The sequence below is a fragment of the Streptomyces sp. NPDC054842 genome (genome assembly GCF_053611025.1).
Map to the genome: position 1 here is coordinate 37,766 of NZ_JBSGZN010000002.1, position 21,156 is coordinate 58,921.

19 protein-coding genes are annotated in these 21,156 nt (G+C 70.8%); 9 read left to right on the top strand and 10 right to left on the bottom strand.

What is annotated here, in order from left to right; genetic code table 11:
* Nucleotides 1–76: 76 nt before the first annotated feature.
* The 3 genes from ACWGIS_RS01900 to ACWGIS_RS01910 all read right to left on the bottom strand — a co-directional run bounded on the left by ACWGIS_RS01900 (nt 77) and on the right by ACWGIS_RS01910 (nt 3,405).
* Entirely contained in the window at nt 77–1,801 is a 1,725-nt protein-coding gene (locus tag ACWGIS_RS01900) for an acyl-CoA dehydrogenase family protein (RefSeq protein ID WP_453360459.1), read from the bottom strand.
* Between the two features lie 71 nt (nt 1,802–1,872).
* Nucleotides 1,873–2,430, bottom strand: a complete 558-nt coding sequence (locus ACWGIS_RS01905) for a PadR family transcriptional regulator (RefSeq protein WP_453360460.1) — start codon at nt 2,428–2,430, stop codon at nt 1,873–1,875.
* A 294-nt stretch (nt 2,431–2,724) separates the two neighbouring features.
* The gene (locus tag ACWGIS_RS01910; protein WP_453360461.1) at nt 2,725–3,405 is read right to left on the bottom strand and encodes a hypothetical protein; all 681 of its coding nucleotides are present in this window, start codon (nt 3,403–3,405) and stop codon (nt 2,725–2,727) included.
* Between the two features lie 333 nt (nt 3,406–3,738).
* On the opposite strand from ACWGIS_RS01910, the gene ACWGIS_RS01915 reads away from it, so the two are divergent.
* Together ACWGIS_RS01915 and ACWGIS_RS01920 are read left to right on the top strand one after the other, a co-directional pair.
* Nucleotides 3,739–4,560: an AfsR/SARP family transcriptional regulator gene (locus ACWGIS_RS01915; RefSeq protein ID WP_453360462.1), complete on the top strand. Its 822-nt coding sequence runs from the start codon at nt 3,739–3,741 to the stop codon at nt 4,558–4,560.
* A gap of 158 nt (nt 4,561–4,718) precedes the next feature.
* Complete coding sequence (locus ACWGIS_RS01920) at nt 4,719–5,165, top strand: GNAT family N-acetyltransferase (protein WP_453360463.1); 447 nt, start codon at nt 4,719–4,721, stop codon at nt 5,163–5,165.
* A 155-nt stretch (nt 5,166–5,320) separates the two neighbouring features.
* Here the strand turns inward: ACWGIS_RS01920 and ACWGIS_RS01925 are convergent, their stop codons facing one another.
* Nucleotides 5,321–5,743, bottom strand: coding sequence for a hypothetical protein (locus ACWGIS_RS01925; RefSeq protein ID WP_453360464.1), 423 nt, complete (start codon nt 5,741–5,743; stop codon nt 5,321–5,323).
* A gap of 356 nt (nt 5,744–6,099) precedes the next feature.
* Here ACWGIS_RS01925 and ACWGIS_RS01930 point away from each other — a divergent pair, with 356 nt between their 5' ends.
* Entirely contained in the window at nt 6,100–7,137 is a 1,038-nt protein-coding gene (locus tag ACWGIS_RS01930) for a DUF6215 domain-containing protein (protein ID WP_453360465.1), read from the top strand.
* 216 nt (nt 7,138–7,353) lie between these two features.
* Here ACWGIS_RS01930 and ACWGIS_RS01935 read toward each other — a convergent pair whose 3' ends face one another.
* Nucleotides 7,354–8,058, bottom strand: coding sequence for a TetR/AcrR family transcriptional regulator C-terminal domain-containing protein (locus tag ACWGIS_RS01935; RefSeq protein ID WP_453360466.1), 705 nt, complete (start codon nt 8,056–8,058; stop codon nt 7,354–7,356).
* A gap of 55 nt (nt 8,059–8,113) precedes the next feature.
* Between ACWGIS_RS01935 and ACWGIS_RS01940 the strand changes: the two genes are divergently transcribed.
* Nucleotides 8,114–9,721, top strand: coding sequence for an FAD-dependent monooxygenase (locus ACWGIS_RS01940; RefSeq protein WP_453360467.1), 1,608 nt, complete (start codon nt 8,114–8,116; stop codon nt 9,719–9,721).
* A 121-nt stretch (nt 9,722–9,842) separates the two neighbouring features.
* Here ACWGIS_RS01940 and ACWGIS_RS01945 read toward each other — a convergent pair whose 3' ends face one another.
* The 3 genes from ACWGIS_RS01945 to ACWGIS_RS01955 form a co-directional block, all read right to left on the bottom strand.
* A complete protein-coding gene (locus tag ACWGIS_RS01945) occupies nt 9,843–10,976 on the bottom strand; it encodes a Rieske 2Fe-2S domain-containing protein (RefSeq protein ID WP_453360678.1) in 1,134 nt (377 codons plus the stop codon).
* A gap of 464 nt (nt 10,977–11,440) precedes the next feature.
* Entirely contained in the window at nt 11,441–11,746 is a 306-nt protein-coding gene (locus tag ACWGIS_RS01950; RefSeq protein WP_453360468.1) for an SHOCT domain-containing protein, read from the bottom strand.
* A gap of 28 nt (nt 11,747–11,774) precedes the next feature.
* The gene (locus tag ACWGIS_RS01955) at nt 11,775–12,197 is read right to left on the bottom strand and encodes a DUF6325 family protein (protein ID WP_453360679.1); all 423 of its coding nucleotides are present in this window, start codon (nt 12,195–12,197) and stop codon (nt 11,775–11,777) included.
* 173 nt (nt 12,198–12,370) lie between these two features.
* Here ACWGIS_RS01955 and ACWGIS_RS01960 point away from each other — a divergent pair, with 173 nt between their 5' ends.
* The gene (locus tag ACWGIS_RS01960; RefSeq protein ID WP_453360469.1) at nt 12,371–13,708 is read left to right on the top strand and encodes a hypothetical protein; all 1,338 of its coding nucleotides are present in this window, start codon (nt 12,371–12,373) and stop codon (nt 13,706–13,708) included.
* Between the two features lie 606 nt (nt 13,709–14,314).
* The gene (locus ACWGIS_RS01965) at nt 14,315–16,387 is read left to right on the top strand and encodes a SpoIIE family protein phosphatase (RefSeq protein ID WP_453360470.1); all 2,073 of its coding nucleotides are present in this window, start codon (nt 14,315–14,317) and stop codon (nt 16,385–16,387) included.
* A gap of 75 nt (nt 16,388–16,462) precedes the next feature.
* On the opposite strand, the gene ACWGIS_RS01970 is transcribed toward ACWGIS_RS01965, so the two are convergent.
* The gene (locus tag ACWGIS_RS01970; RefSeq protein WP_453360471.1) at nt 16,463–16,789 is read right to left on the bottom strand and encodes an STAS domain-containing protein; all 327 of its coding nucleotides are present in this window, start codon (nt 16,787–16,789) and stop codon (nt 16,463–16,465) included.
* 512 nt (nt 16,790–17,301) lie between these two features.
* On the opposite strand from ACWGIS_RS01970, the gene ACWGIS_RS01975 reads away from it, so the two are divergent.
* The 3 genes from ACWGIS_RS01975 (at nt 17,302) to ACWGIS_RS01985 (ending at nt 19,706) form a co-directional block, all read left to right on the top strand.
* A complete protein-coding gene (locus ACWGIS_RS01975; RefSeq protein ID WP_453360472.1) occupies nt 17,302–17,718 on the top strand; it encodes a carbohydrate-binding module family 20 domain-containing protein in 417 nt (138 codons plus the stop codon).
* 629 nt (nt 17,719–18,347) lie between these two features.
* Nucleotides 18,348–19,232 carry an RNA polymerase sigma factor SigF gene (locus ACWGIS_RS01980; RefSeq protein WP_453360473.1) on the top strand — a complete coding sequence of 295 codons (885 nt, stop codon included), beginning with the start codon at nt 18,348–18,350 and terminating at the stop codon, nt 19,230–19,232.
* Nucleotides 19,233–19,421: 189 nt separating this feature from the next.
* Nucleotides 19,422–19,706 carry an STAS domain-containing protein gene (locus tag ACWGIS_RS01985; RefSeq protein ID WP_453360474.1) on the top strand — a complete coding sequence of 95 codons (285 nt, stop codon included), beginning with the start codon at nt 19,422–19,424 and terminating at the stop codon, nt 19,704–19,706.
* 195 nt (nt 19,707–19,901) lie between these two features.
* Here ACWGIS_RS01985 and hflX read toward each other — a convergent pair whose 3' ends face one another.
* Complete coding sequence (gene hflX / locus ACWGIS_RS01990) at nt 19,902–21,116, bottom strand: GTPase HflX (protein ID WP_453360475.1); 1,215 nt, start codon at nt 21,114–21,116, stop codon at nt 19,902–19,904.
* Between the last annotated feature and the right edge of the window lie 40 nt (nt 21,117–21,156).

Here is a 21,156-nt window from a genome sequence, read left to right on the forward strand (position 1 = left end):
CATGCTCACCGCCGGGCCCGCGGAGTACGGCCAGTGTGGTCGTACTACGCGGGCCGACCCGACGTGGTGCCAGGGCTCAGGGCGTCATCTCGTACGCGGTCGACAGCGCTTCGACCTGCTGCCAGACGCGCTGCGAACGCTTTTCGTCGACGGCGGGACGGCGGAGTGCGCCCAGGCTCCAGTCCTGCTGCTGCTGGGTCGCGGAGTCCTTGCCGTGCAGTTCTACGGCGTGCGCGGAGAAGTCCCGGACGAGGACGGCGAACAGTTCGTCGAGTATGTCCTCGTCGAGGCCGGTCAGGGCCGCCTGCTCCAGGATCAGCTGGCCGTGGACGACGAGGGCGAAGAGCTGCCCGACGGCGAGGAGCAGATCGAGGTCCTTGCTCTGCTCCTCGCCGGGAGCCGCCGTGCGGACGAACTCGCAGAGGGCGTCCGCCTGTTCACGGAAGCGGGCGACGTTGGGCAGGTGGGCGTAGGTGTCGAAGGCCGGCCGCCAGTCGTGGAAGCGCACCGAGCCCAGACCCCGGGCGGGACCCTGGCGGAAGAGGAAGTCGTCGTCGGCCGCGTCGAGACGGGTCGGGACGGGCTCGAAGGCGACCGGGTCGAGGAGGTGGTTGCGCATGAACTTGAGGATGAGCGCCAAATTGACGTGGACGGTGCCCTCCAGCTTCGGCAGGCTCCGGATCTCGACGGCGGCCTGGGCGAAGTAGGTGTCCTTCTCGAAGCCCTTCGCGGCGATGACGTCCCACATCAGGTCGATGACCTTCTCGCCCTCGGTGGTCACCTTCATCTTCGTCATCGGGTTGAAGAGAAGGTAGCGGCGGTCGTCGGGGCCGGCGCTGCGGAAGTAGTCGACGGCGCGGTCGCTGAACAGCTTCATGCCCACCAGGCGCACGTAGGCGTCCGTCAGTTCGCGTCGCACGTGCGGGAAGGCGGTGACGGGTCGGCCGTAGAGGATGCGGTTGTGCGCGTGGGTGACGGCCTCGTACATCGCGTGCTCGCAGATGCCGATCGACGCGGTGCACAGGTTGAACTTGCCGACGTTCACGGTGTTCAGGGCGGCGTCGAAGGCGGCGCGGCCGGTGTGCAGGATGTCGTCCTCGCTCACCGGGTAGTCCGTGAGGCGGAACTCGCTGACGTACTTCGACGAGTCGACGACGTTCTTGACCAGGTGGTACGACGGGTGGCGGCTGTCGGCGGCGAAGAAGACGTAGCCGTCGGGGCCCTCGACGTCGGTGCGGCGGCCGAAGACGGAGACGAGGCCGGCCGCGTTGCCGTTGCCGATGTAGTACTTGGCGCCGTTCGCGCGGAAGCCGCCGGAGCCGTCCGGCTCCAGGAGCATGTCGGTGGAGTAGATGTCGGCTCCGTGGGCCTTTTCGGACAGGCCGAAGGCGAACACCTCACCCTGGGAGAGCAGTTCGGCGGCGCGGGCCCGGGCGGCGGGGTTCTCGCTCTGCCAGACGGGGCCGAGACCGAGGACGGTGACCTGCCAGGCGTACCAGTAGTCGAGGCCGTAGAAGCCGAAGATCTCGTTGAGGGCGGCTATGCGGGCGGTGTCCCAGCGCTTGTCGTTCTCACCGGGCGCGGCGGCGGAGGCGGGGGTGAGGAAGGTGGCGAAGAGTTCCTCCCGGGCGGCGAAGGCGAGGAAGTCCTCCAGCCAGGCGCGGGTGCTGTAGTCCTCGATGAGCCGGCGCTTGCCGCGCTCCTCGAACCAGTCGATGGTGGCGCGCAGCAGCCTGCGGGTCTCCTGGTCGAAGTGCCTGGGGTTGTAGGTGCGCGGGTTGAACAGCAGCGCGTCGGCCACGGGGTGCCGCCTTTCGTCTGGGAGGGGACGGGTCTGTCGCTGGATACGGGGTGTGAGGGCTGTCCGGCGGGTCAGTCGCCGGTGGTGAAGCCCGCGAGGGTGGTGAGGACGTCGTCGAGCCAGGCGATCATCATTCGCTCGTACGCGATGCCGCCACGCAGCACGACGTGCTGGAGCTCGCGCTCGGCGTCGGGCGGACCGCTCGCAAGGGCCTCCGCGAAGTCGCGTTTCTCGCCCGCGAGGTAATGGGCCAGCCGGTCCTTGTGCGCCTGTCGATGCCGCTCGACCTCGCTGATCAGGGCCGTCGGATCGTCGAAGGCGGCGCCTCGGACCTTGACCGCCAGGTCGTGCCGGACGTTCTCGGGCTGGGTCGCCTCGTGGAGCCACGCGGAGAGCGCGGTGCGGCCGGGCCCGGCGACGGTGTACTCCTTCTTGTCGGGACGCCCGTACTGCGGGACGTCCCGGACGTCGACCCAGCCGTCGTTCTCCATGCGCTTGAGCACGCGGTAGATCTGCTGGTGGGTGGCGTTCCAGAAATAGCCGATGGACCGCTCGAACCGCCGGGCCAGCTCATAGCCGGAGCCCGGCTTCTCCAGCAGGGAAACGAGGATCGCGTGCTCGAGCGCCATGGGCACGATCTTGCTATGCACCGCGTTGCATAGCAACGGTGCGGCGGTGAGACGCCGCTCACCGCGCAGGCGTCGCGCAGGTCACCCCTCCGCGGCCGCATGTCCGGCGGAGGGAGTCGGATGCCGACCGTCGACGCCCGGTGAGCACACCTTTCCCCGGGTGGGCAGCTTGCAGCGGGTCCGGGTCTGCGTCGGCAGTACCCGGGCCCGCCTGCGTGGTGGAGGTGACCCGCGTTCTCGGCCGGTCCCCGCCCGGCCGTGACGGGTCAGCCCGGCGCGGGCAGCGTCAGGCGCTCACGGCGAGGCCGGTGCCCGCCCGGGAGCCGGCGTGTCAGCGGGTGCCGACCGTGGGGCGCTACGGCAGAGGGAGATGCCCACCGCGAGCATCCAGTAGCTGAAGACCGCGCCCATCAGGGCGGTGGTGCCCCAGCCGTTCGCCGCGTAGAAGTGCGCGGGGGTGTTGCCGAAGAACAGAGACGGCACGAAGGCCAGGTTGACCCCGGCCAGGACGAACGCGGAGCGGCTGGTCCACTTCGGCAGCAGGTCGGTACGGGAGATCCCGTAGCCCACGGCGGTCAGGAACAGGGCGAGCACGAGGCGGTCGATCGACCCGTAGAGGATGTAGGTGCCGTCGACGGTGATGGTCGGGTCGATCGCATGGTCGGCGGCGATGACCGCACCGGCTTCCAGCCCGCTGGAGACCAGGGTGACCGTGACGTAGACCAGCCCCGCGGCGAAGGCCAACGCACCCACCCATTCAGAGGCGGGGGCAGCCTTTTTGACCAGCTCGCGGAAGGCCGTCACGAAGACGATCAGAAACGCCAGCGCGAAGATCCCGATCAACAGCCTGGCGAGGACGTTCGCGTCCGGCGGCGGACCGGAATAGATGAAGTACAGAGGCACTTCGATGATGAAGGCCACAGCAGTGGCGATGCCGGCGAGGCCCGCAAAGCGCCTGGCGACGGTTTCGTGCATGGGTGTCCCCCTGGGTTCGTATGAGCCATCTCCTGTTGATTCAGTGGTGTGAATCCTGCCGTTCTCGGTGCTTCCGGTCGCTGGTGCTGAACACCCGATCGGGGGTGGTCCTACCGCCACCATCGCCGGCGTGCCGACGGATGCGCGGCACTCAAGGTCGCCTGGCACAGGGCGAGTTCAGCGGCCTGGTACCTCATGTGGTGTGGAGTGCCGCTGGAGGATGGCTACAGGGTCGTGTTGGTGGCGTGGGCGGGCCGTTAGCGTGCGTGGTGGCGGTGTTTTTCAGCCGGGCTGGTAACTGGGGCACGAACTCGACGAGGTGGGGAGGGCGCCATGCTGATTCAGGTCTTGGGTCCGTTGAGTGCCGAGGTCAACGGGGCGTCGATCGTTCCGTCGGCGGGGAAGCCGCGGCAGATCCTGGCGCTGCTGGCGCTGTATCCGGGGCGCGTGATGCCGGTTCCGACGCTGATGGAGGAGCTGTGGGGGTGTGAGCCGCCGGCGAGTGCGCTGACGACGTTGCAGACCTACATTCTGCAGCTGCGGCGGCGGTTGGGGACGGCGATCGGGCCGGGGTCCGGCTCGGGGGCGAAGGACGTTCTGGTCACCCGGCACGGCGGGTATCTGCTGCAGATCGACAAGGGCTGCGTGGACGTGAACCGCTACGAGGAGTGGATCCGTCAGGGGCAGGCGGCGTTCGAGGCGGGCGACAACGAGTTGTCCGCGGCCCGTTTCGGTGCGGCGCTGGAGTTGTGGAGTGGCGCGCCGCTGGTGGATGTGAAGCTGGGGCCGGTGCTGGAGATCGAGGTCATGCGGTTGCAGGAGAGCCGGCTGGTGACGGTCGAGCGGCGTATCGACGCGGATCTGCGGCTGGGCCGGCACTCGGAGTTGATCGCCGAGCTGACGGAGCTGACGGCGCGGCATCCCCACCACGAGGGGCTTCACTCGCAGGCGATGCTGGCGATGTACCGGGCGGGCCGGCAGGCGACGGCGCTGGAGGTCTACCGCAGGCTGCGGATGCGGCTGATCGACGACCTGGGGGTTGAGCCGTCGCCGCAGTTGCAGCGGATGCATCAGGCGGTACTGGCGGTGGACCCGCAGCTCGACGTGCTGGCGGGACCGCGGCACTCCTCGACGTTCGACCTGTTCGCGGCCTGACTGCGGCCATGCGCCACCCTCGGTCGCCGACGCCGCCGCACAGCGCGCTCACCTGACCGACGGGGTCTGACCGCCCTCGTCTCCCGGGTCCTGGACCTCATGTCCCCCCGCGTCATTGCCGGTTGACGTTCCACCGCGAACACCGATTTGCTGGGCCGATGAACGACCTTCGTATCCAGACGGTGGACGACGACGACTCGATCCGCGACTGGCGCTACGCCCACAACCTGATCGTCCCCGGCGACGTGCTGTCGCTCGACGACGTCCGCGACCGCACCGGCCGCAACCGCATGGAGGTCGCGTACCTCGGCGACGTCCTGATCGGCTGCACCACCGTGCGCCCGCCCACCAAGGACAACGGCGGCACCGCCACGGTCATCGCCCGTGTGCTGCCGGAACACCGCCGCCGCGGCCACGGCGCTCGACTCTACGAGCGCGCCTTGGGCCAGGCCCGCGCACTGGACGCCGAGGTGATCGAGACGGTGGTACTGGCCTCCAATGCCGACGGGCTGCGCTTCGCCCTGCACCAAGGCTTCGTCGAACTCGAACGCTATCTGCTGCGCGAGGGTGACACCGTCCCCTGGATCGACCTGCGCCTGGCCTGACCGGCCGGACAGCGGTCGGCTGTCGTCGCCTTTCCGGGCGAGTCCTGGTGTGTGCCCGTGTGCGGCCAGGACGATGCGCGGACGTGGCTCGCTAGGGGAGCACTGGTGGGAGGCTTTGGCCGTATGAATGCGGCTGGGCTGGTGGGGGAGACGGTCTACTTGCAGCCGGGTGGGTCCACCTTGCTCGGCACGAAGAGCAGTGTCGGTGTGCCGGCGGCGTCGAAGTGCGCCGTGTCCGGGCCGGTCAGGGTCATGTACCCGGCCAGGGTCTCGCTTTCCTGCCACCGCGGCTCACCCTTGACCCTTTCGGGACCGGGGAGAACGGAGTCGAGGACCCACCAATGCCCTCCGAACTCGGCCCACTTGATGCCGCAGTGCGTATAGAGGTCGTACGGATAGGCCTTGTGCTTCTTGGGGTGCGCCGGGCCGTCGTGCTGATCGTCGAGTGTCCCCGTGCGGGCCGGCAGAGTGGGCGCGGTACGCCGTGAGCCGGTGGCGATGCCGGTCGAGTCCGAGCAGCCGGACAGGAGCAGCCCCGTGCTCAGCAGCAGGAGGGCGGCGCGGCGCGTTGTCTTCATGCATCTATGACGCTGCGGGCGAGCGAAGCGTTCGTGCCGTCGGCGGACGAAGCCTCTGAGGTCGGGGTTGTCCCGCGTGGCGTGTGCCGAGCGTGGACCAGCCCGCCGGTCCGTCTGCGGCGGCCAGCTCCGGAGGCCACGAGGGTCGCGGCCGGGGTGAGGGAGTAACGGGCCGCGAGGTGAAGTGAACTCCGCTGGGACATCGCTCCGTTCCGCGCCTGCTTCCGCTGTGACCCGGCAGCCGGACCCGGGATCGTCCGTCGGCCTCTCGTCCCGCGTCGCGGCAAAACCCGAGGGCGCCCGGAATTGTGGCTTCCATCACGGCGGATGCGATCTTGGCCTGATGAGATCACCGGATGCTCGGTTTCCTCCTCCGTCTCCTGCCCTTCTGGGTGCGTGAGCCCCTGCTCATCGCACTTGGATCGGTCCTCGGCGTACGCATCTCGTATCTCGCCGTGCACGATCGTGACTGGACCGCGGCCGGTCTCGGTCTGGTGTTCCTCGTGTTCACCGCCGTACGCGTCCACGGGGTGGTCCGGGCCCTGCGCGCACGCCGGAACCCGGGTCCGGTTGCCACCGCGGACGGGACGGCGGTCGCTGTTTCGGCGTCCGAGCCCCCGCCCCAGCTCTCGTCCTCGCCGCCGTCTCAGCCTCAGACCGGAACCGGTGCGCCTGCTGTCCCGCGCACTCCGGAGAAGGACCACAACGCGTGGGGCCAGGCCCTCGCTGCCGTGGCCGTGTTCGCGGCCCTCGGCGTCGCGGTGTGGGCGGGCCCGCGCTTCATGCCGTCCGAGGCCAACGCCTCGCAGCCCGCCTCGTGTTCGGACCAGGCGGACGAGAAGCTTCCGAAGCCCTACAAGGACAAGCCCCGGCCTGTGACCGGTGCCGAGCTGTGCGAGGCGCTCAACAGGCCGGACCTGGCCAAGCTCCTCGGCACGCCGGGAGAGACCGCGACGACTGCCTCCGGCACCAACAACACCGCTCCACTCACGGACGGCCGGGTGGCCCAGCCGGAGGCCGAGGTCGCCTTCGACACGTACACGGTGAACGTCTCGGCCACCTACAACGGCTTGTCGACCGCCCAGTACGTGAAGTTGATGAAGTACGGGAACGAGAGGGACGTCAAGACCCTCAAGGTCCTCGGTCGGCCTGCCGTGCTGTCCTCGGACCACACCATGAAGTTCGAGATCGACCTCGGAGCCAGCGCCTCTGGCGGCCCCGTCGAGCAGGGCCCCCTGGCCAGGACGCTGTCCGTGGCCCTGGACCGTCACGACAGGGGTGGCTACTGCGACATCACCGTGTGGAGTGAGTCCGGGGCCCTTCCCGACGACAGCGCCCTCCTCGCCATCGCCGAGAAGGTTCTGCCGACGATCCCCGAGAGGCTCGCCCGCTGACGCCGCGCGGACATGTGTGCGGCGACGTGAAGTAACCGCACGTACGGGCCGACGTGGTGGCCGCGCTGGGGTCCCCATCCCTGTGGCCGCCCGTCGTGAGGCGAGCGCGCACCGTGCTGGAGGCCATGCGCGCCGACGGCTGAGGCCCGGGCAGGCACCGATCCGCCGAGGAGCAGCCCACAGCCGGCGTGGCCCCCGCCCGTCGTGCGTCCCGGTTCAGCGGTCCAGCCGGGCGGCCAGGCCGTCGAGCACACAGTCCAGGCCGAAGGTGAACGCGACGTCGGGGTCGACTTCCTCCGCTTCGTGGACGCGGCGGGCCAGCATCGGGTGTTCGCCCGCCGCGAGGACCTCGCTGATGTAGGGGCCGACGCTGCGCTGCCACTCCTCCTCGCTGAGCCCGCTGCGCTGTTCCGCCCGTTTCACGGCCTGTTGGGCGGCGACGGAACCCAGTACGTACGCGTGCACGGCGCCAAGTGCCTGCGAGGCGAGGGTGATGTCGGGTGTGAGCGCGACCGCGGCACGCAGCGCGGACTCGGAGCGGCGCAGGGAGTTGGGGCCGAGCGCGGGCCTGCCCGCCAGTTCGGCCGCCAGCCAGGGGTGGCGAAGCAGCGTCGCACGCAAGGCGTGTGCGACCGCCGCCAGATCGGCACGCCAGTCGTCGGTGGGCTCGGGCAAGGGCTCCTCGCCCTGCGCCGCGTCGATCATGAGGTCCACCAGCTCGTCCCGGCTGGCGATGTACCGGTAGAGCGAGGCGGTGCCGGAACCGAGGTCACCGGCGACCCGCCGCATCGACACCGCGGCCAGTCCCTCGGCGTCGGCGACGGCCAGCGCCACGGCGACGTACTGGTCCACCCCGGGCGCCCGTCGCCGGGGCTCGGGGCGCGGCCGGGTCCACACCGACGAGGGAACGGGCTCGGTCATCGCGGCGCTTCCTTTCTCGTTGACCCGCATCCTACCTTCTGGCTACGGTGTATCCATGACGGATACGGCGTACCCAGAAGTGCCGGTGCTCGTGGTCGGCGGAGGCAGCGTCGGCCTGCTCACCGCCGCACTGCTCACCCACCACGACGTCCCCGTGGTGCTGGTGGAACGCAGATCCGGGCCGTCGGTGCACCCACGCGCCACCGGCATCGGGCCCCGCACGGTCGAGATCCTCCGCGAGCTCGGGCTGGACACCGCCGTGGACGCCGTCGCGGTCGACCTCCGGGGCGCGGCGGGCAAGGCGGTGGCGCGGACCGTCGTCGAGATGGGCGCGGGTGACGTCGTGACCGTGCCGATGCCGACGCCGTCCGCCGACGAGCTGGACGTGACGCCGTTCAGGCTCCGCGGAGTCTGCGCCCAGGACCGGCTCGACGCCGTGGTGGCAGCCGACCTGGCGCGCCGAGGGGCGGACCTGCGCTGGTCGACCCGCCTGGTCGGCATCAGGCAGGACGCCGACGGAGCCGACGTCGAACTCGTAGGTCCCGAAGGCCCGTACTCGCTGCGGTGCGCGCGCGTGGTCGCCGCCGACGGCACGCACAGCACCGTCCGTACCGCGCTCGGCGTGGCCACCTCCGGGCCGGGCGACCTGGGCAAGTCGATGATCAACATCCTGTTCCGGGCCGACCTGCGGCCGCAGCTGCGGGGCATGTCCTTCGCCACGTGCACGATCACCACGCCGGAGGCGCCCGGACTGCTGGCCACCGTGGACGGCGAGACCGACTGGGTCTTCCACGTCCGGTGCGACGTCGACGGCGGTGAACGCCCCGAGGACTTCACCCACGAGCGCTGCGCCGCGCTGGTCCGGCTGGCGGTCGGCGATCCCGAACTCGACGTCGAGGTACGCAGCGTGCTGCCGTGGCGGCCTCGGAGCGCGGCGGCCGAGAGCTTCGCCGTGGGCCGGGTGTTCCTGGTGGGCGACGCCGCGCACACCGTCTCGCCGCTGGGCGCGTTCGGCCTCAACACCGGGGTCGCCGACGCGCACAACCTGGCGTGGAAGCTGGCCGCCGTCCACCACGGCCACGCCGGTGCCGCGCTGCTCGACACGTACGCGCACGAGCGTGAGCCGGTCGCGGCGGCCACGCTGGACCAGGCCAGGCGCAGGCTCGCCGACCCTCAACTGCACTGGGGGCGCGGACCCGAGGCCGACGCCGCCAGGGCGGCGGCGGGGGTGTGGGCGGCGCCGGTCGTGCACCTCGGCCAGCGGTACGACTCCGCCGCGGTCGTCGATCCGCGGCCGGAACTCCCGTCCACGGTGGACCTGGTGCTGGACGGATCGCCCGGGTCACGGGTCCCCCACGCGTGGATCGACGGGATCTCCACGCTCGACCTGGTGGCGTCCCGGTGGACCCTGCTGGTGGGCGTCGCCGGCGAGCGCTGGATCAGCGCCGCGGCGGACCTCGCACTTCCCGCGCACCGCGTCGACGTCCCGTGGCTGTCCGCCGAAGGGGCACTGCTCGTCCGTCCGGACGCCGTCGTCGCGATGCGCGCCACTGAACTCCCGGAGAATCCGGCGCGGTTGCTCACCGAGGTCTTGGACCAGGTGCTGGACAGGCCGGTCCCGGTGCCTCCAGCCTCCGTTGAGGCCGCTGGTGTCGGCAGCTGATGTTCTCGCGCCATCGATTCGGCCGGTGGCGGGACGGAGTTCGGATCGGCCTTTTCGGGGCCCCGCTAGGTCCTCGCCTGTGTGCTGAACGCAGGGCTTGCATTGACGCCTGCCGGAGACGTCAAGGGAGACCAGCCGGCCCGGCGGAACCGCACGGGGGACCCGCGAGCGCCTCGGTCGGACGCAGTGGCACGCCATTGCTGCGGAGCACCTGGCGGACGTCCAGGATCAGCGGGAAGACCTCGTGGTTGCGGTCCTCGCCCTGTTCGTCCCAGGCGCGCTGTTCGGCTTCGACGGCCATGCGGTCCTGGGCGAAGACGCGCTCGGTGAACCGGCGGATGAGGGGCCACGCGAGGTGGATCACTCCGGGCACGGCCGGCTTCGCGATCGTGAGGAGGCCGAACGCGTGGTTCACGCGCTGCTCGGCGTCCTTCGGAACGTAGGCGGCCCACAGGGAGAACGCGGGTGTGTCCGTGCCGTCGGGAACACCCCGCAGCGTCTGGTACGGGTACTGCGTGCGGATGGTGATGACGTCCGGTGTGTCCTTGCCGCCGATGCCCTCCGCCGACAGCAGGCCCGCACCCCGGTCCTTGCGGCCCCCGGCCGGGACGAACAGGTACCGGGCCTCGACGTGCCGCGGGCCCGTCTCGTACCCGAGCAACTCGGGCTGGATCCGGCCCAGCACACTGCGGTGAAGGAACTGGTGGTTCATGTCGAGGAGGTTCTCGTGCATGAACGAGTAGTGGCACCGCACCGTCCGGGAGAACGTCATGGTCCGGTGGGCGGGGGAGTGGTACTCGGGCAGAGAGGGGAACGGCGCGGCCTCCGCCAGTGCCGCCTCTCCGGGGAACAGGAACACCAGGCCGTACGCCTCGCGGACCGGGTACGAGCGCACGCCGCGCGGCGGCCGTGCGCACCCCTTGGGCAGGTAGGGGATCTGCGAGATGCGTCCGTCGCCGCGATAGGCCCAGGCGTGGTAGCAGCAGCGCAGGATCTCGCCCTGCACCACGCCCATGCTCAGCGGTACCTGGCGGTGCGCGCAGCGGTCCTCCAGCGCGTGGACGGTACCGCTGCTCCCGCGGTAGAGGGCGATCCGCTGACCCGCGAAGGCGGTCGCGAAGGTGCGGTTGCGCCGTACGCTGCGGGAGGTCGCCACCGGATACCAGTGGTCGGGGGAGATGCCGACCCGCCGCAGGTCCGTGGCCGCCCCGGCGTGAGCCGACAGGCTGGGGCCGCTGAGGGGAAGCGCCGACATCGCGGTGGTGTCGGCGACGCGCCGGTCCGCTCCGGGGCTGCCGGGCCGGGCCTCGGTCATGGGCTGTGCTCCCTTGCGTCGGGACGAGGGTGGTGTGCGGCCGGGGCCGCGGTCGGATCAGCGCATCCCCGGCCCGCCGGCGCGCAACGGTGCGTGGCCGCGGGTGATTGCCCCGCTGCCGGGACGGCCGTTCCCACGCTGCCGGGGTCGGCCGTTCCCACGTTCGCCGGGGGAGAGGCGAGCGGCAACCGCGGTGATGCGTTCGGCGCGGCAGAAGTGCGGTGCGGCCAAGGCGCGGCGCACCCAAGGCGCGGCACGGCAACGGCGCGGCCAAGGCACGCCGCCTGTCCGCCGCGGTCCTCGTCCACGTCGGCGCGAGCCGGTCGCCGACCGGCGCGGATGGGTCGTGCACAACCCGCACGGCCGGGTTCGGAAGGCCGCCGCGGCCGTGCGCAGGCTGGCGGTCAGGACTCGAGGATCCTGCGCTTCTGCTCCGTGAACTCGGCCTCGGTCAGCACCCCTTGGGACTTGAGCTCACCGAGCTGCTTCAGCTGCTCGATCTTGTCGGTCATGTCGGGGACCGCCGGAGGGGCCGGAGGGGCCTGAGGAGGCGGCGGTTCGGCGTACGAGGGCGACGGGTACGCGGGCGCTTCGTAGCCCTCCTGCGCCGCCCACCGGCCCTGCTGTCGGCGGGAGACGCGGTTCGAGACGGCGGTGGCCGTGCCGGCGACGACGGCGGTGCGCGCGACCCCGCGGAGGAGACCTGGCATGACTGTGTCCCTTCTGGTGGGCTGAGCCCTAGAGAGGTGTCTCGATCGCGTCGAGTGCGGCGGCGAGGTCGGGCATCGGAATCCGTCCGGAGGCGACCATCCGGCCCCCGCCCCGGCGAAGAGCGGCGGCGAAGGGCGCGGCCCACCGGTTCTCGTAGATCAGGATGCCGGCGGAGCTGCCCGGCTCGAGTGCGGTGGCCGCCTCCTCGATGTCGTCCTGGCCCAGCAGCCCCGACGACGCGCCCTCGAAGACGGCGAGGTCGAGCTCACCGTCGCCCGTGAGGTCGGCGATCTCCATGCCGGTCACCGATCCGTCGGCGTCCTTCCTGACGAACATCAGATCCAGGATCCTGATGAGTCCGCGATCCACCAGGTCGACGAGGAGGGGGAACCCCTCACCTGTCATCCGGTTGCCGGGGAACTCGACGACGAGGTAGTCGATCGGACCCATTTCTTCGAATTCGCTGCTCACGGTCTCACCTCGGGTGCTTGCGAATGTCCCCCGGCACGCCCCGCCTCTGTCGTGTCAATTGCATCATCGGACCACCGGCGGCGCACCTGCGCCGTTCACTCACATGGTTCGCCGAGGTCGCGGACCGGCCGCCGGGTCGCTTGGCTGGGTCCATGAGCCACAGTGGTGACGGACAGCTTTCGGCCGGGGAACGCAACGAGCTGAACGAACTGCGGCAGCGGGTGAATGCCCTGGAGGATGCCGGGCCGTCGCCGGTGCCGCGGCATCACCTGCTTCGCTCACTCGGTTCCGTCCTGCTGATCCTTCTCGCCGGGCTGCTGTCGCTGCTGTCCGTCGTCGCGGTGTGGGCGGACAGCATCGTGCAGGACACCGACCGGTACGTCGACACCGTCAAGCCGCTGGCCGGCGACCCCGATGTGCAGAAGGCGGTCACCAACCGGGTCACCGACGCGGTGCTGGCGCAGGTGGACGTGGACGCCCTGGTCAAGCAGCTGACGCAGGCGGCCGAGCAGGACGGTGTCCCACCGCGGGTGACCAAGCTGCTGGGCGACCTGGACGGTCCCATCAGCAACGGCCTGAAGCGGTTGGTCAGCGGAACCGTGGAGAAAGTGGTGACCAGCAGCGCCTTCGAGACGGTGTGGGTCAACGCCAACCGCAGGGCGCACTCCGCGCTGGACAAGGCGTTGACCGGCCAGTCCGACAGCACGGTCAAGCTCAAGGACAACCAGGTCGTCGTCGACCTCGGCCCGATCGTCGCCCAGGTGAAGGACCAGCTGGTCGACGCCGGCTTCTCTCCTGCCGCGAAGATCCCGGCCGTGCACACGGACTTCGTGGTGTTCGCCTCGAAGGACGTCGGCGAGATCAAGACGTACGTGCGCGTGCTGGAGATCCTGGGCGGCTGGCTGCCCCTCATCGCCCTGCTGGTTGCGGCAGCGGGCGTATACGTGGCGTTCCACCGCCGGCACGCGCTCATCGGGGCCGCGCTGGCCGTGTTCCTCGCCATGCTGGTCCTCGGTATCGGTCTCACCGTCGCCCGCGACATCTACCTCGATCACCTGCCTCCGGGAGCGTCCCAGGCCGCGGCGGGATCCGTGTACGACGCGCTGGTGAGGTTCCTGCGGGCCGCGGTGCGCTCGCTGGCGGCGGTCGCCCTCTTCACCGCCGCCGGTGCCTTCCTGGCCGGGCCGTCCCGGATCGCCGTCCTCACGCGCACCGGCTGCCGCACCGGCATCGGTGCCGTGCGTGACGCGGCGACGTCGGCGGGACTGCGGCTCGGCGCGGTCGGGCGGTTCGTCCACCGCTTCAAGCGCTGGATCGGGGTGGTCATCCTGGTGGTCGCCGCCGTCGTGCTGTTCACCTGGAGCTACCCGACGGTGGCGGTCGTGGTGTGGACCGCGGCGATCACCCTGCTGTGCTTCGCGATCCGTGAGTTCCTGGACGACAGTCCGGGACGGCCGCCCGCCTCCCATGTCGAGCCTGCCGCCCACTGACGGATCTCCGTTTCCGGCCAGGGCCGGTTCGGCGGGTCGCGCCTTACGGGCATCCGTCCGGCGGTGCTGTGCCTCGTCGGGCAGACGATCTTCTTTCCGGTGCACCCGTTCGGGCCCTTTTTCACGACGCTGGTCTGCGTGCCGGTCATCCACCGTCTGCCGGCCGAGCCGCGACACGTGCACGGCGCGCGTGTCCTGCGTCGGGGCCCGGAGGACCCCGCGCAGCCCGGGCCGGCGCGTCCGCATCGCTCGCCCGCCGACGACGGACCTGGCGGCCGGGGCCGTGCCGAAGCCGACATCGCGTTGCTGTCGTTCACCCGTGCCGTCCCCAACGTCTGGGCGTATCGTCCGTTCCATGGGTGATGTTCGGCGTGGTCGTCGTCGGGCGGCCCGGCCCGGACCTGCGTGGCGCAGCCGCCGGTCGCGCCGGCCGGCACTGCGGGGCGCGGCGCGAAGCACGCGACGACGTCGGCGCGCAGCAGGCATCCTGTGGGCGGACCGGGACGGCTCCGGCCGGGTGGGGAAGGCCCGGCGGCCGCCGGACAGGCCCGCAGCGGCTGACATTCCACCGTCCTCCCCGCCCCTACTGGCCGAGGCAGGCCCTTGATGGACGCGGCACTGCTGGATCTGGTGCGGGAAAGCGGTGCTTCCGGGGCCTTGCTGTATGTGCTGTCGCCGAAGGGCGACGCTGTGTGGCTGACGGTGACCACGGGGGCGCCGCAGGAGACGTTCGCCCCCTGGACACGGGTGGCCCTGACTGATCCGATCCCCGTGGCGGACGCCGTCCGGGAACGGCGCCTGGTGTGGATCGGCGGGCAGGAGGCGATGGCGAGCCGCTACCCGCGACCGGCGCTCGTACTGCCGTACGACTTCGCCCTGGCCGCCGCTCCTCTCAGCAGCGACGCAGGTGTCCTGGGCGGGGTGGTGCTGCTGTGGCCCGGCACGAGGCCGCAGGAGCTCAGTCCGCACGAGCGGGACGTCATCGAGGCCGGCTGCCGCCGCCTGGGCAACCGCTTGCAGGAGGAGGCGGACCGCGGCGAGCCGCTGCTGCCCGCCGGCCGGCCCCGGGCTCTGCCCGCATCGGGCGGGCGCAGCCTTTCCCCTGGCGAGGCCACCGAAGTCGCCGCGTTCCTCGACCGCCTGCCCGAGGGCGCATGCGCGATGGACCTCAACGGTCGCATCACCTTCATCACCCAGGCGGCGGCCGATCTCGTCGGTGTCGGCAGGGACGACCTGCTGGGAGCGCTGCCGTGGGAGGTCCTGCCGTGGATGGACGTCCCGCAGGTCGAGGACCGCTACCGCGCCGCCCTCATCAGCCGCCGGCCCCAGGTCTTCACGGTGGTGCGGCCACCGGACGCCTGGCTGACGTTCGAGCTGTATCCGGACTCCTCCGGCGTCAGCGTCCGCATCAGACCCGGCGCCGCGGACGACGGCGCTCAGGTGCGTCTCCCGGAGACGGCCGCGGGGCCGGGCCGCGCCACCGTGCTCTACCACTTGATGCATCTGGCGGCCACGCTCACCGAAGCCGCCAGCGTGCAGGACGTGGTCCAGCAGACGGCCGACCAGCTGCTGCCTGCCCTCGGGGCGCAGGGCATGGTCGTCATGGCCGCGGAGGGAGGCCGCCTGAAGATCATCGGACACCGGGGGTACCAGGCGGATGTGCTGGCCGACTTCGATGCCGTTCCCCTGAGTTCGGACATTCCCGGCGTCAAGGTGCTCGCCGACGGCGTCCCGGGATTCTTCGCGGACTTCACCGAGCTGCAGCGGGCCTATCCGTCCACCGTCCACGAGGACGGGATGGCGGCGTGGGCCTTCCTGCCGCTGATCGCCTCCGGCCGCCCCGTCGGGTCCCTGCTGCTCGCGTACGCACGGCCCCACACCTTCGCGCCCGGTGAACGCGCCGTGCTCGTCTCCCTGGCCGGCCTGGTCGGGCAGGCGCTCGACCGCGCCCGTCTCTACGACGCCAACTACGACGTCGCCCACCGCCTGCAGTCGGCACTGCTGCCCCACACACTCCCCGACGTCCCCGGCCTGAAGGTGGCCGCCCGCTACCTTCCCGCCGCGCGCGGCCTGGACATCGGCGGCGACTTCTACGACCTCATCCGCCTCGACGAACGCACCGCCGCCGCGACCATCGGCGACGTCCAGGGCCACGACGTGGATGCCGCGGCCCTCATGGGACAGGTCCGCACCGCCGTCCACGCACACGCCACCGTGGGCGCACCCCCCGACCACGTCCTGGCCGCCGCCAACCGTCTGCTGACCGACCTGGACCCCGGACTGTTCACCAGCTGCGCCTACGTCCACCTCGACCTGGGCCGCCGGCGTGCCTGCGTCGCTGTCGCAGGCCACCCGCCGCCCCTGCTGCGGCACCCGGGCGGACGCACCGAACTCCTGCGCGTGCCACCGGGGTTGCTCCTCGGCATCGATCCGGCCGCCCGGTATCCCACCCGGGAGTTCGCCATGCCTCCCGGCTGCGTCCTCGCCCTCTACACCGACGGGCTCGTCGAAGCCCCCGGGGTCGACCTCGACGACGCGACGACGGCTCTCGCCGCCCTCTTGGCGGGCACCGACCCGACCGACCTCGACGCCATGGCCGACACCCTCATCCGCCATGCCCCGGCGCCGGGCGACGACATCGCCCTGCTCCTGCTGAGCCCCCAGCCGTCGGGTACGTGACGCGGTGGCGCCTGACGCGCCGGGAACGACCTCGGGGCATCACGCCGTCCCCGCCGTCGTGGGCCGGTGCTGCCGCTACTCCTCGATGACCGCCGCCCGGTCAAGGCCGGCATGCCGCAACGTACGCAGCACGCCGCGGCGCGCACCGCGGACCGTGGACGTCCCGGAGTGCCGGGTGACGGCCCCCAGCAGCGCGTAGGCGCACGCCAGCTCGATACGCGGTACGGCGTGCAGATCCACCACCCATTGTTTGACGTCCCGCAAGCCCGGGTCCGCGAACAATCCCTCCATCTCGCGCAGCATCGGGGCGCAGACATCTCCGGTGAGGGTCACCTCGGCACGTCGGTCGTCCAGTTCGGTGATCATCACGCTCGACCCTGAAGACTCGGATGCACCTGCCATAGTGACCTTCTTCGCCATTCGCCACTCGCTGCATACGTCCTTCCAGTGTGCCTCTTCGCGCCAGCGGGCCCGGCGGTCGGTGAGCGGTGCAGCCTGAGCGGGGAGCCGGGCGGGGGCCCAGGGGTGAATGAGGGAGCTCGGAGCCATCGCATCGAACGGGCAGTGCGGCAGAGGCCATCGCGCGCATTGAGACATTGCCTGTCGACTCGGGCAGCCGACGTGATTACCGCTGGTCGCTGCGGCCGATCCGCTCCATCGGGGCAAATAGGGACACGAGGCAGTGCGGGGGCACCGCCGTCGGTCCTGTGCGTGGGGCCGGCGGCTCGACATGTCGGCGGACTGTCCTGCAAGTCTTTCATCGCGATGAAGCGACTCTGAACAGGCAACTTGCTTCACTGTTCCACCACGTCTGAAAATTCCTTCACCCATTTGCGCAAGGTGTGTCCACGTCACGAGGATGGCGTCCGTCGGACCGACAGACCCTCACACCGTCATCCGAAAGGACGCTTCTCATGCCGCACACCCGTTCCGGAACCCGCCTGCGTCTGGGGTTCGCAGCCGTACTGGCGCTCCTTCTGGGGGCGCTCATCGCCCCGCCGGCGCTCGCCGCCCCCTCCGCCGCGGCGAGGGAGAACTCAGTCGTCGCGACGTTCAACGCCACGGCGTACACGCGATGGGGTCAGCAGGTCTACGTGACCGGGAACCGCCCGGAACTCGGCTCCTGGAACCCCGACAAGGCCGTGCCGCTCTCCTCGGCCGCATACCCGACCTGGTCGGCGACCGTGGTCCTGCCCGCCAACACCGGCGTGGAGTACAAGTACATCGTCAAGACCCCGAACGCCCCCGTCGTCTGGGAGAGCGGCCCCAACCGCACCACGATCACCCCGCCCACCGGCACCTACCTCACCCACGACGCGTTCCGTAACTGACCGTCAGCAAGGGGGCCGGGCGTGCTCGCTGCCCGGCCCCACACCACCGTGGCCACGGCGACCGGCCCAGGACCGTGAGACGGCAGGCCCCCCTCGCCAGTCATCGCGGGCGCCGGCCTGTCGCTCGTGCGCGCATTGCGCACAGCCGACCTCCACGGGACGCTGCCGCCGATCCTCGCGGGCGTGCTGATCCGGGAGTTGGCGCTCCTGGACCACAAGGCGCTTTGTCGACTCGCCGAGGAAGGGCGGAAAGCCGCTGAGGACGGAGGGAGTTGCCCGATGGCGCGACGGTTTCCGCCGGGCAGCGATACAGCGTGGCCTGGTCCGTCCGCCGACGATGAGGCGGCGCTTCCTCCCCGGACCTGCCCGCTCGACCTCCATACCGATCCGCCCATGCCCCGCTCCGTCGAGCGGGGTGAAGGAGGCGTGTTTGGCAGCGATTCACGGGGGGACCCGTGGATCGTGCTTCGGATCGGAGGCGCGCGCCGAGCGGGATCGTCCCCCTGCTGCGGCCGCCTCCGGCGGGCCGGGCACGGTCACCGCACGGCGAACCTCTGATGACTTCCTTCGGGCCCGTTCCCACGCCGTTCCGGTCCGAACCCGGGTTCACCGTCCAGGAGTGATCTCCCGTGGTTTCCGATATGACGACCGGTCGCGCCGGTCCGCCCCGCCGGATGCCCACCGATGTCGCCGACAGGGCCGCCACGCGCCCTCCGAGGCAGGCTGCCCATACCGCACCCCCTGACGGCGCGGCCGCGCTCTTCACTCGGCTGAAGGGGCTGGCCCCGGGGCCGGAACACGAGGCCGTACGCGCCGAACTGGTACGCATGTGGCTGCCGATGGCACACCGGATCGCCAGCCGGTTCCGTGACCGCGGCGAAGACATCGAAGACCTGCGTCAGGTGGCCGCGCTCGGTCTCGTCAAGGCCGTCGACCGGTACGACCCGGAGCAGGGTCCTTTCGAAAGCTACGCGGTCCCCACCATCACCGGCGAGGTGAAGCGGCATTTCCGGGACCGGCTGTGGGCCGTGCGGGTGCCTCGTCGAGTGCAGGAACTGCGCAACCAGGTGCGTCTGGCCCGCCGCGAACTCACCCAGCGCCCCGGCAGCCGCGAACCCACCCGAGCCGAGCTCGCTGCCCACGCGGGCCTCTCCGAGCACGAAGTCGTCATGGGATTGGAGGCGTTGCAGAGCTACCGCGCGCTGTCCTTGGACGCCGCGATCCGGGCTGATGGCGACGGCGAAGGCGACGGTTACAGCCTCGCCGACACGCTGGGTTTCGTGGACCCCGCGCTGGAGATCGTGGTGGACCGCCAGACGGTCAACCGAGCGCTGCGGAAACTGCCCGAACGCGAGCGGGCCATCCTCTACCTGCGCTTTTTCGAAGGCATGACGCAGAAGCGCATCGCGGAGAGGTTCGGGATCTCACAAATGCATGTGAGTCGGCTCATCGCGCGAAGCTGCGCGTGGGTGCGTGACGAGACGATGGCCCCTCCGCTCCCCGCCGGGGTGTGATCGTCCGACGCGAGCGGCGGTCGTGTCGTGGGAGCTCGTTCCTGTCCGAACTCCCGCATGTCGGCCGTGCGGTTGGGAAGCCTCCGCCTGCGGACCCTCATGGGTCGGCGAACAACTCCCCTCCCGGAGGGTCTTGTCGCGATGAGCGCTTTCTCGTTCACCTCGGTTCGCGTCGGTCGGACGTGTCGCATGTTCTTGTACGGCGACCTCGATCACCATGCCCAGGAACTCCTGGAAGAGGTGCTGGCTCAGCTGCCCAAGCCCACCGACGATGTGCTCATCGACATGGGAGGTGTGACCTTCATGGACGTCGCCGGTTTGCGCCTGGTCAGCCGGCTCTGCAAGGCGGCGCACACCAAGGGCCTGTCGGTGCGGTTCATCGGCTGGCGGGAACAGCCCCGCCGCCTCCTGGAGCTCGCGGAGGCGGTACTCGGCCCGACGGTCAAGCACCGGGCCGGCCGGCGAGCGGCTTAGGTGCGGCGATCATCGGCGGGTTGCGGCTGAGGTGCGTTCATTGCTGACAGAGGCTCTTGTGAGACCTGGCGTCACCGCAGGAAGTTCGCACAGGGCCTCGCCGGGTCGCGGTCCGTTTCGTGGCAGGCGGCGGCACCGGATCGATCATCCCGACGCGTCGCAGTCGGCCCGTGCCGCTCGTCGGGCGATGCCTCTTCACGACGGTGTCTCTATCGAGGGCGGACCGCCACCGGCGGTGGGCCGGGGGAGAGTTCGCAGGCGTTTCTGCAGGGCAGCGCGGAGATCGTCCAGTCCCTCGCCGGTGCGGGCGGACACGGCGACGGCCCCGGGATGCTCCCGCCGCAGCCTGGTCAACTGCTCGGGGTCGGCGACGTCCGCCTTGTTCAGCACCAGTAGTTCGGGGACGGCGTCGGCACCGATGTCGTGCAGGACGCCGCGAACGGTGGAGATGTGCTCGTTCGCCTCCCGCGAGGACGCGTCGACGACGTGCAGGGCCAGGTCCGCCTGGACGACCTCATCCAGTGTCGACCGGAAGGCATCGACCAGCTGGTGCGGCAGACGGCGCACGAACCCGACCGTGTCGGTCAGGGTGTAGGTCAGTCCGGCGGCGGTGCCGGCCTGGCGGACGAGCGGGTCGAGCGTGGCGAACAGGACGTCGGCGACATCGGCGTCCGCGCCCGCCAGCCGGTTGAGGAGGGCCGACTTGCCGGCGTTGGTGTAGCCGGTGATCGCCACGGACGGGATCCGGTTGTGCGCCCGTCGCTGCCGCGTCACCTCCCGTCGGCGGGCGGTGCGGCGCACCTGCTCCCGCAGGGCGCGCATACGCCGTCGCAGGTGGCGTCGCTGGATCTCCAGCCGCATCTCACCGCGTCCGCGGACGCCGATACCCGCACCGCCCGCCACCCGGCCGCCCCCGATGCGCGACAGCTCGCGGCCCTGGCCCCGCAGCCGCGGCAGCTCGTAAGCCAGCTGGGCCAACTCCACCTGTGCCTTGCCTTCGGAACTGCGGGCGTGCTCGCCGAAGATGTCCAGGATCAGCCTGGTGCGGTCCACCACCCGGACCCCGATGCTCTCCTCCAGAGTGCGTACCTGGCCGGGAGTGAGCTCGCCTTCACTGATCACCAGGTCCGCCTGACGGGCCGCCACGAGTTCCGCCAGCTCGCGCACCTTCCCGGAACCCAGGTATGTCGCCGGGTCGGGACGGTCGCGGACTTGCACCAGGCGGTCCACCACGGCGATCTGATCGGTGGCGGCCAGGCGTTCCAGCTCGGTCAGGGAGTCCGCCGCCGTCGCTTGCGGGTCCTCCCGCCGGGCGAGTCCCAGCAGAATCGCCCGCCAGGGGCGCGACGGTGTCTCGTGCGTGCGCCTCGCCACCGCGGACGTCTCACCGATCAACCATGTGCCTGCCATCGTCGTCTCCGTCCGTCGTCGAGATGCGGCCTGACCGGTC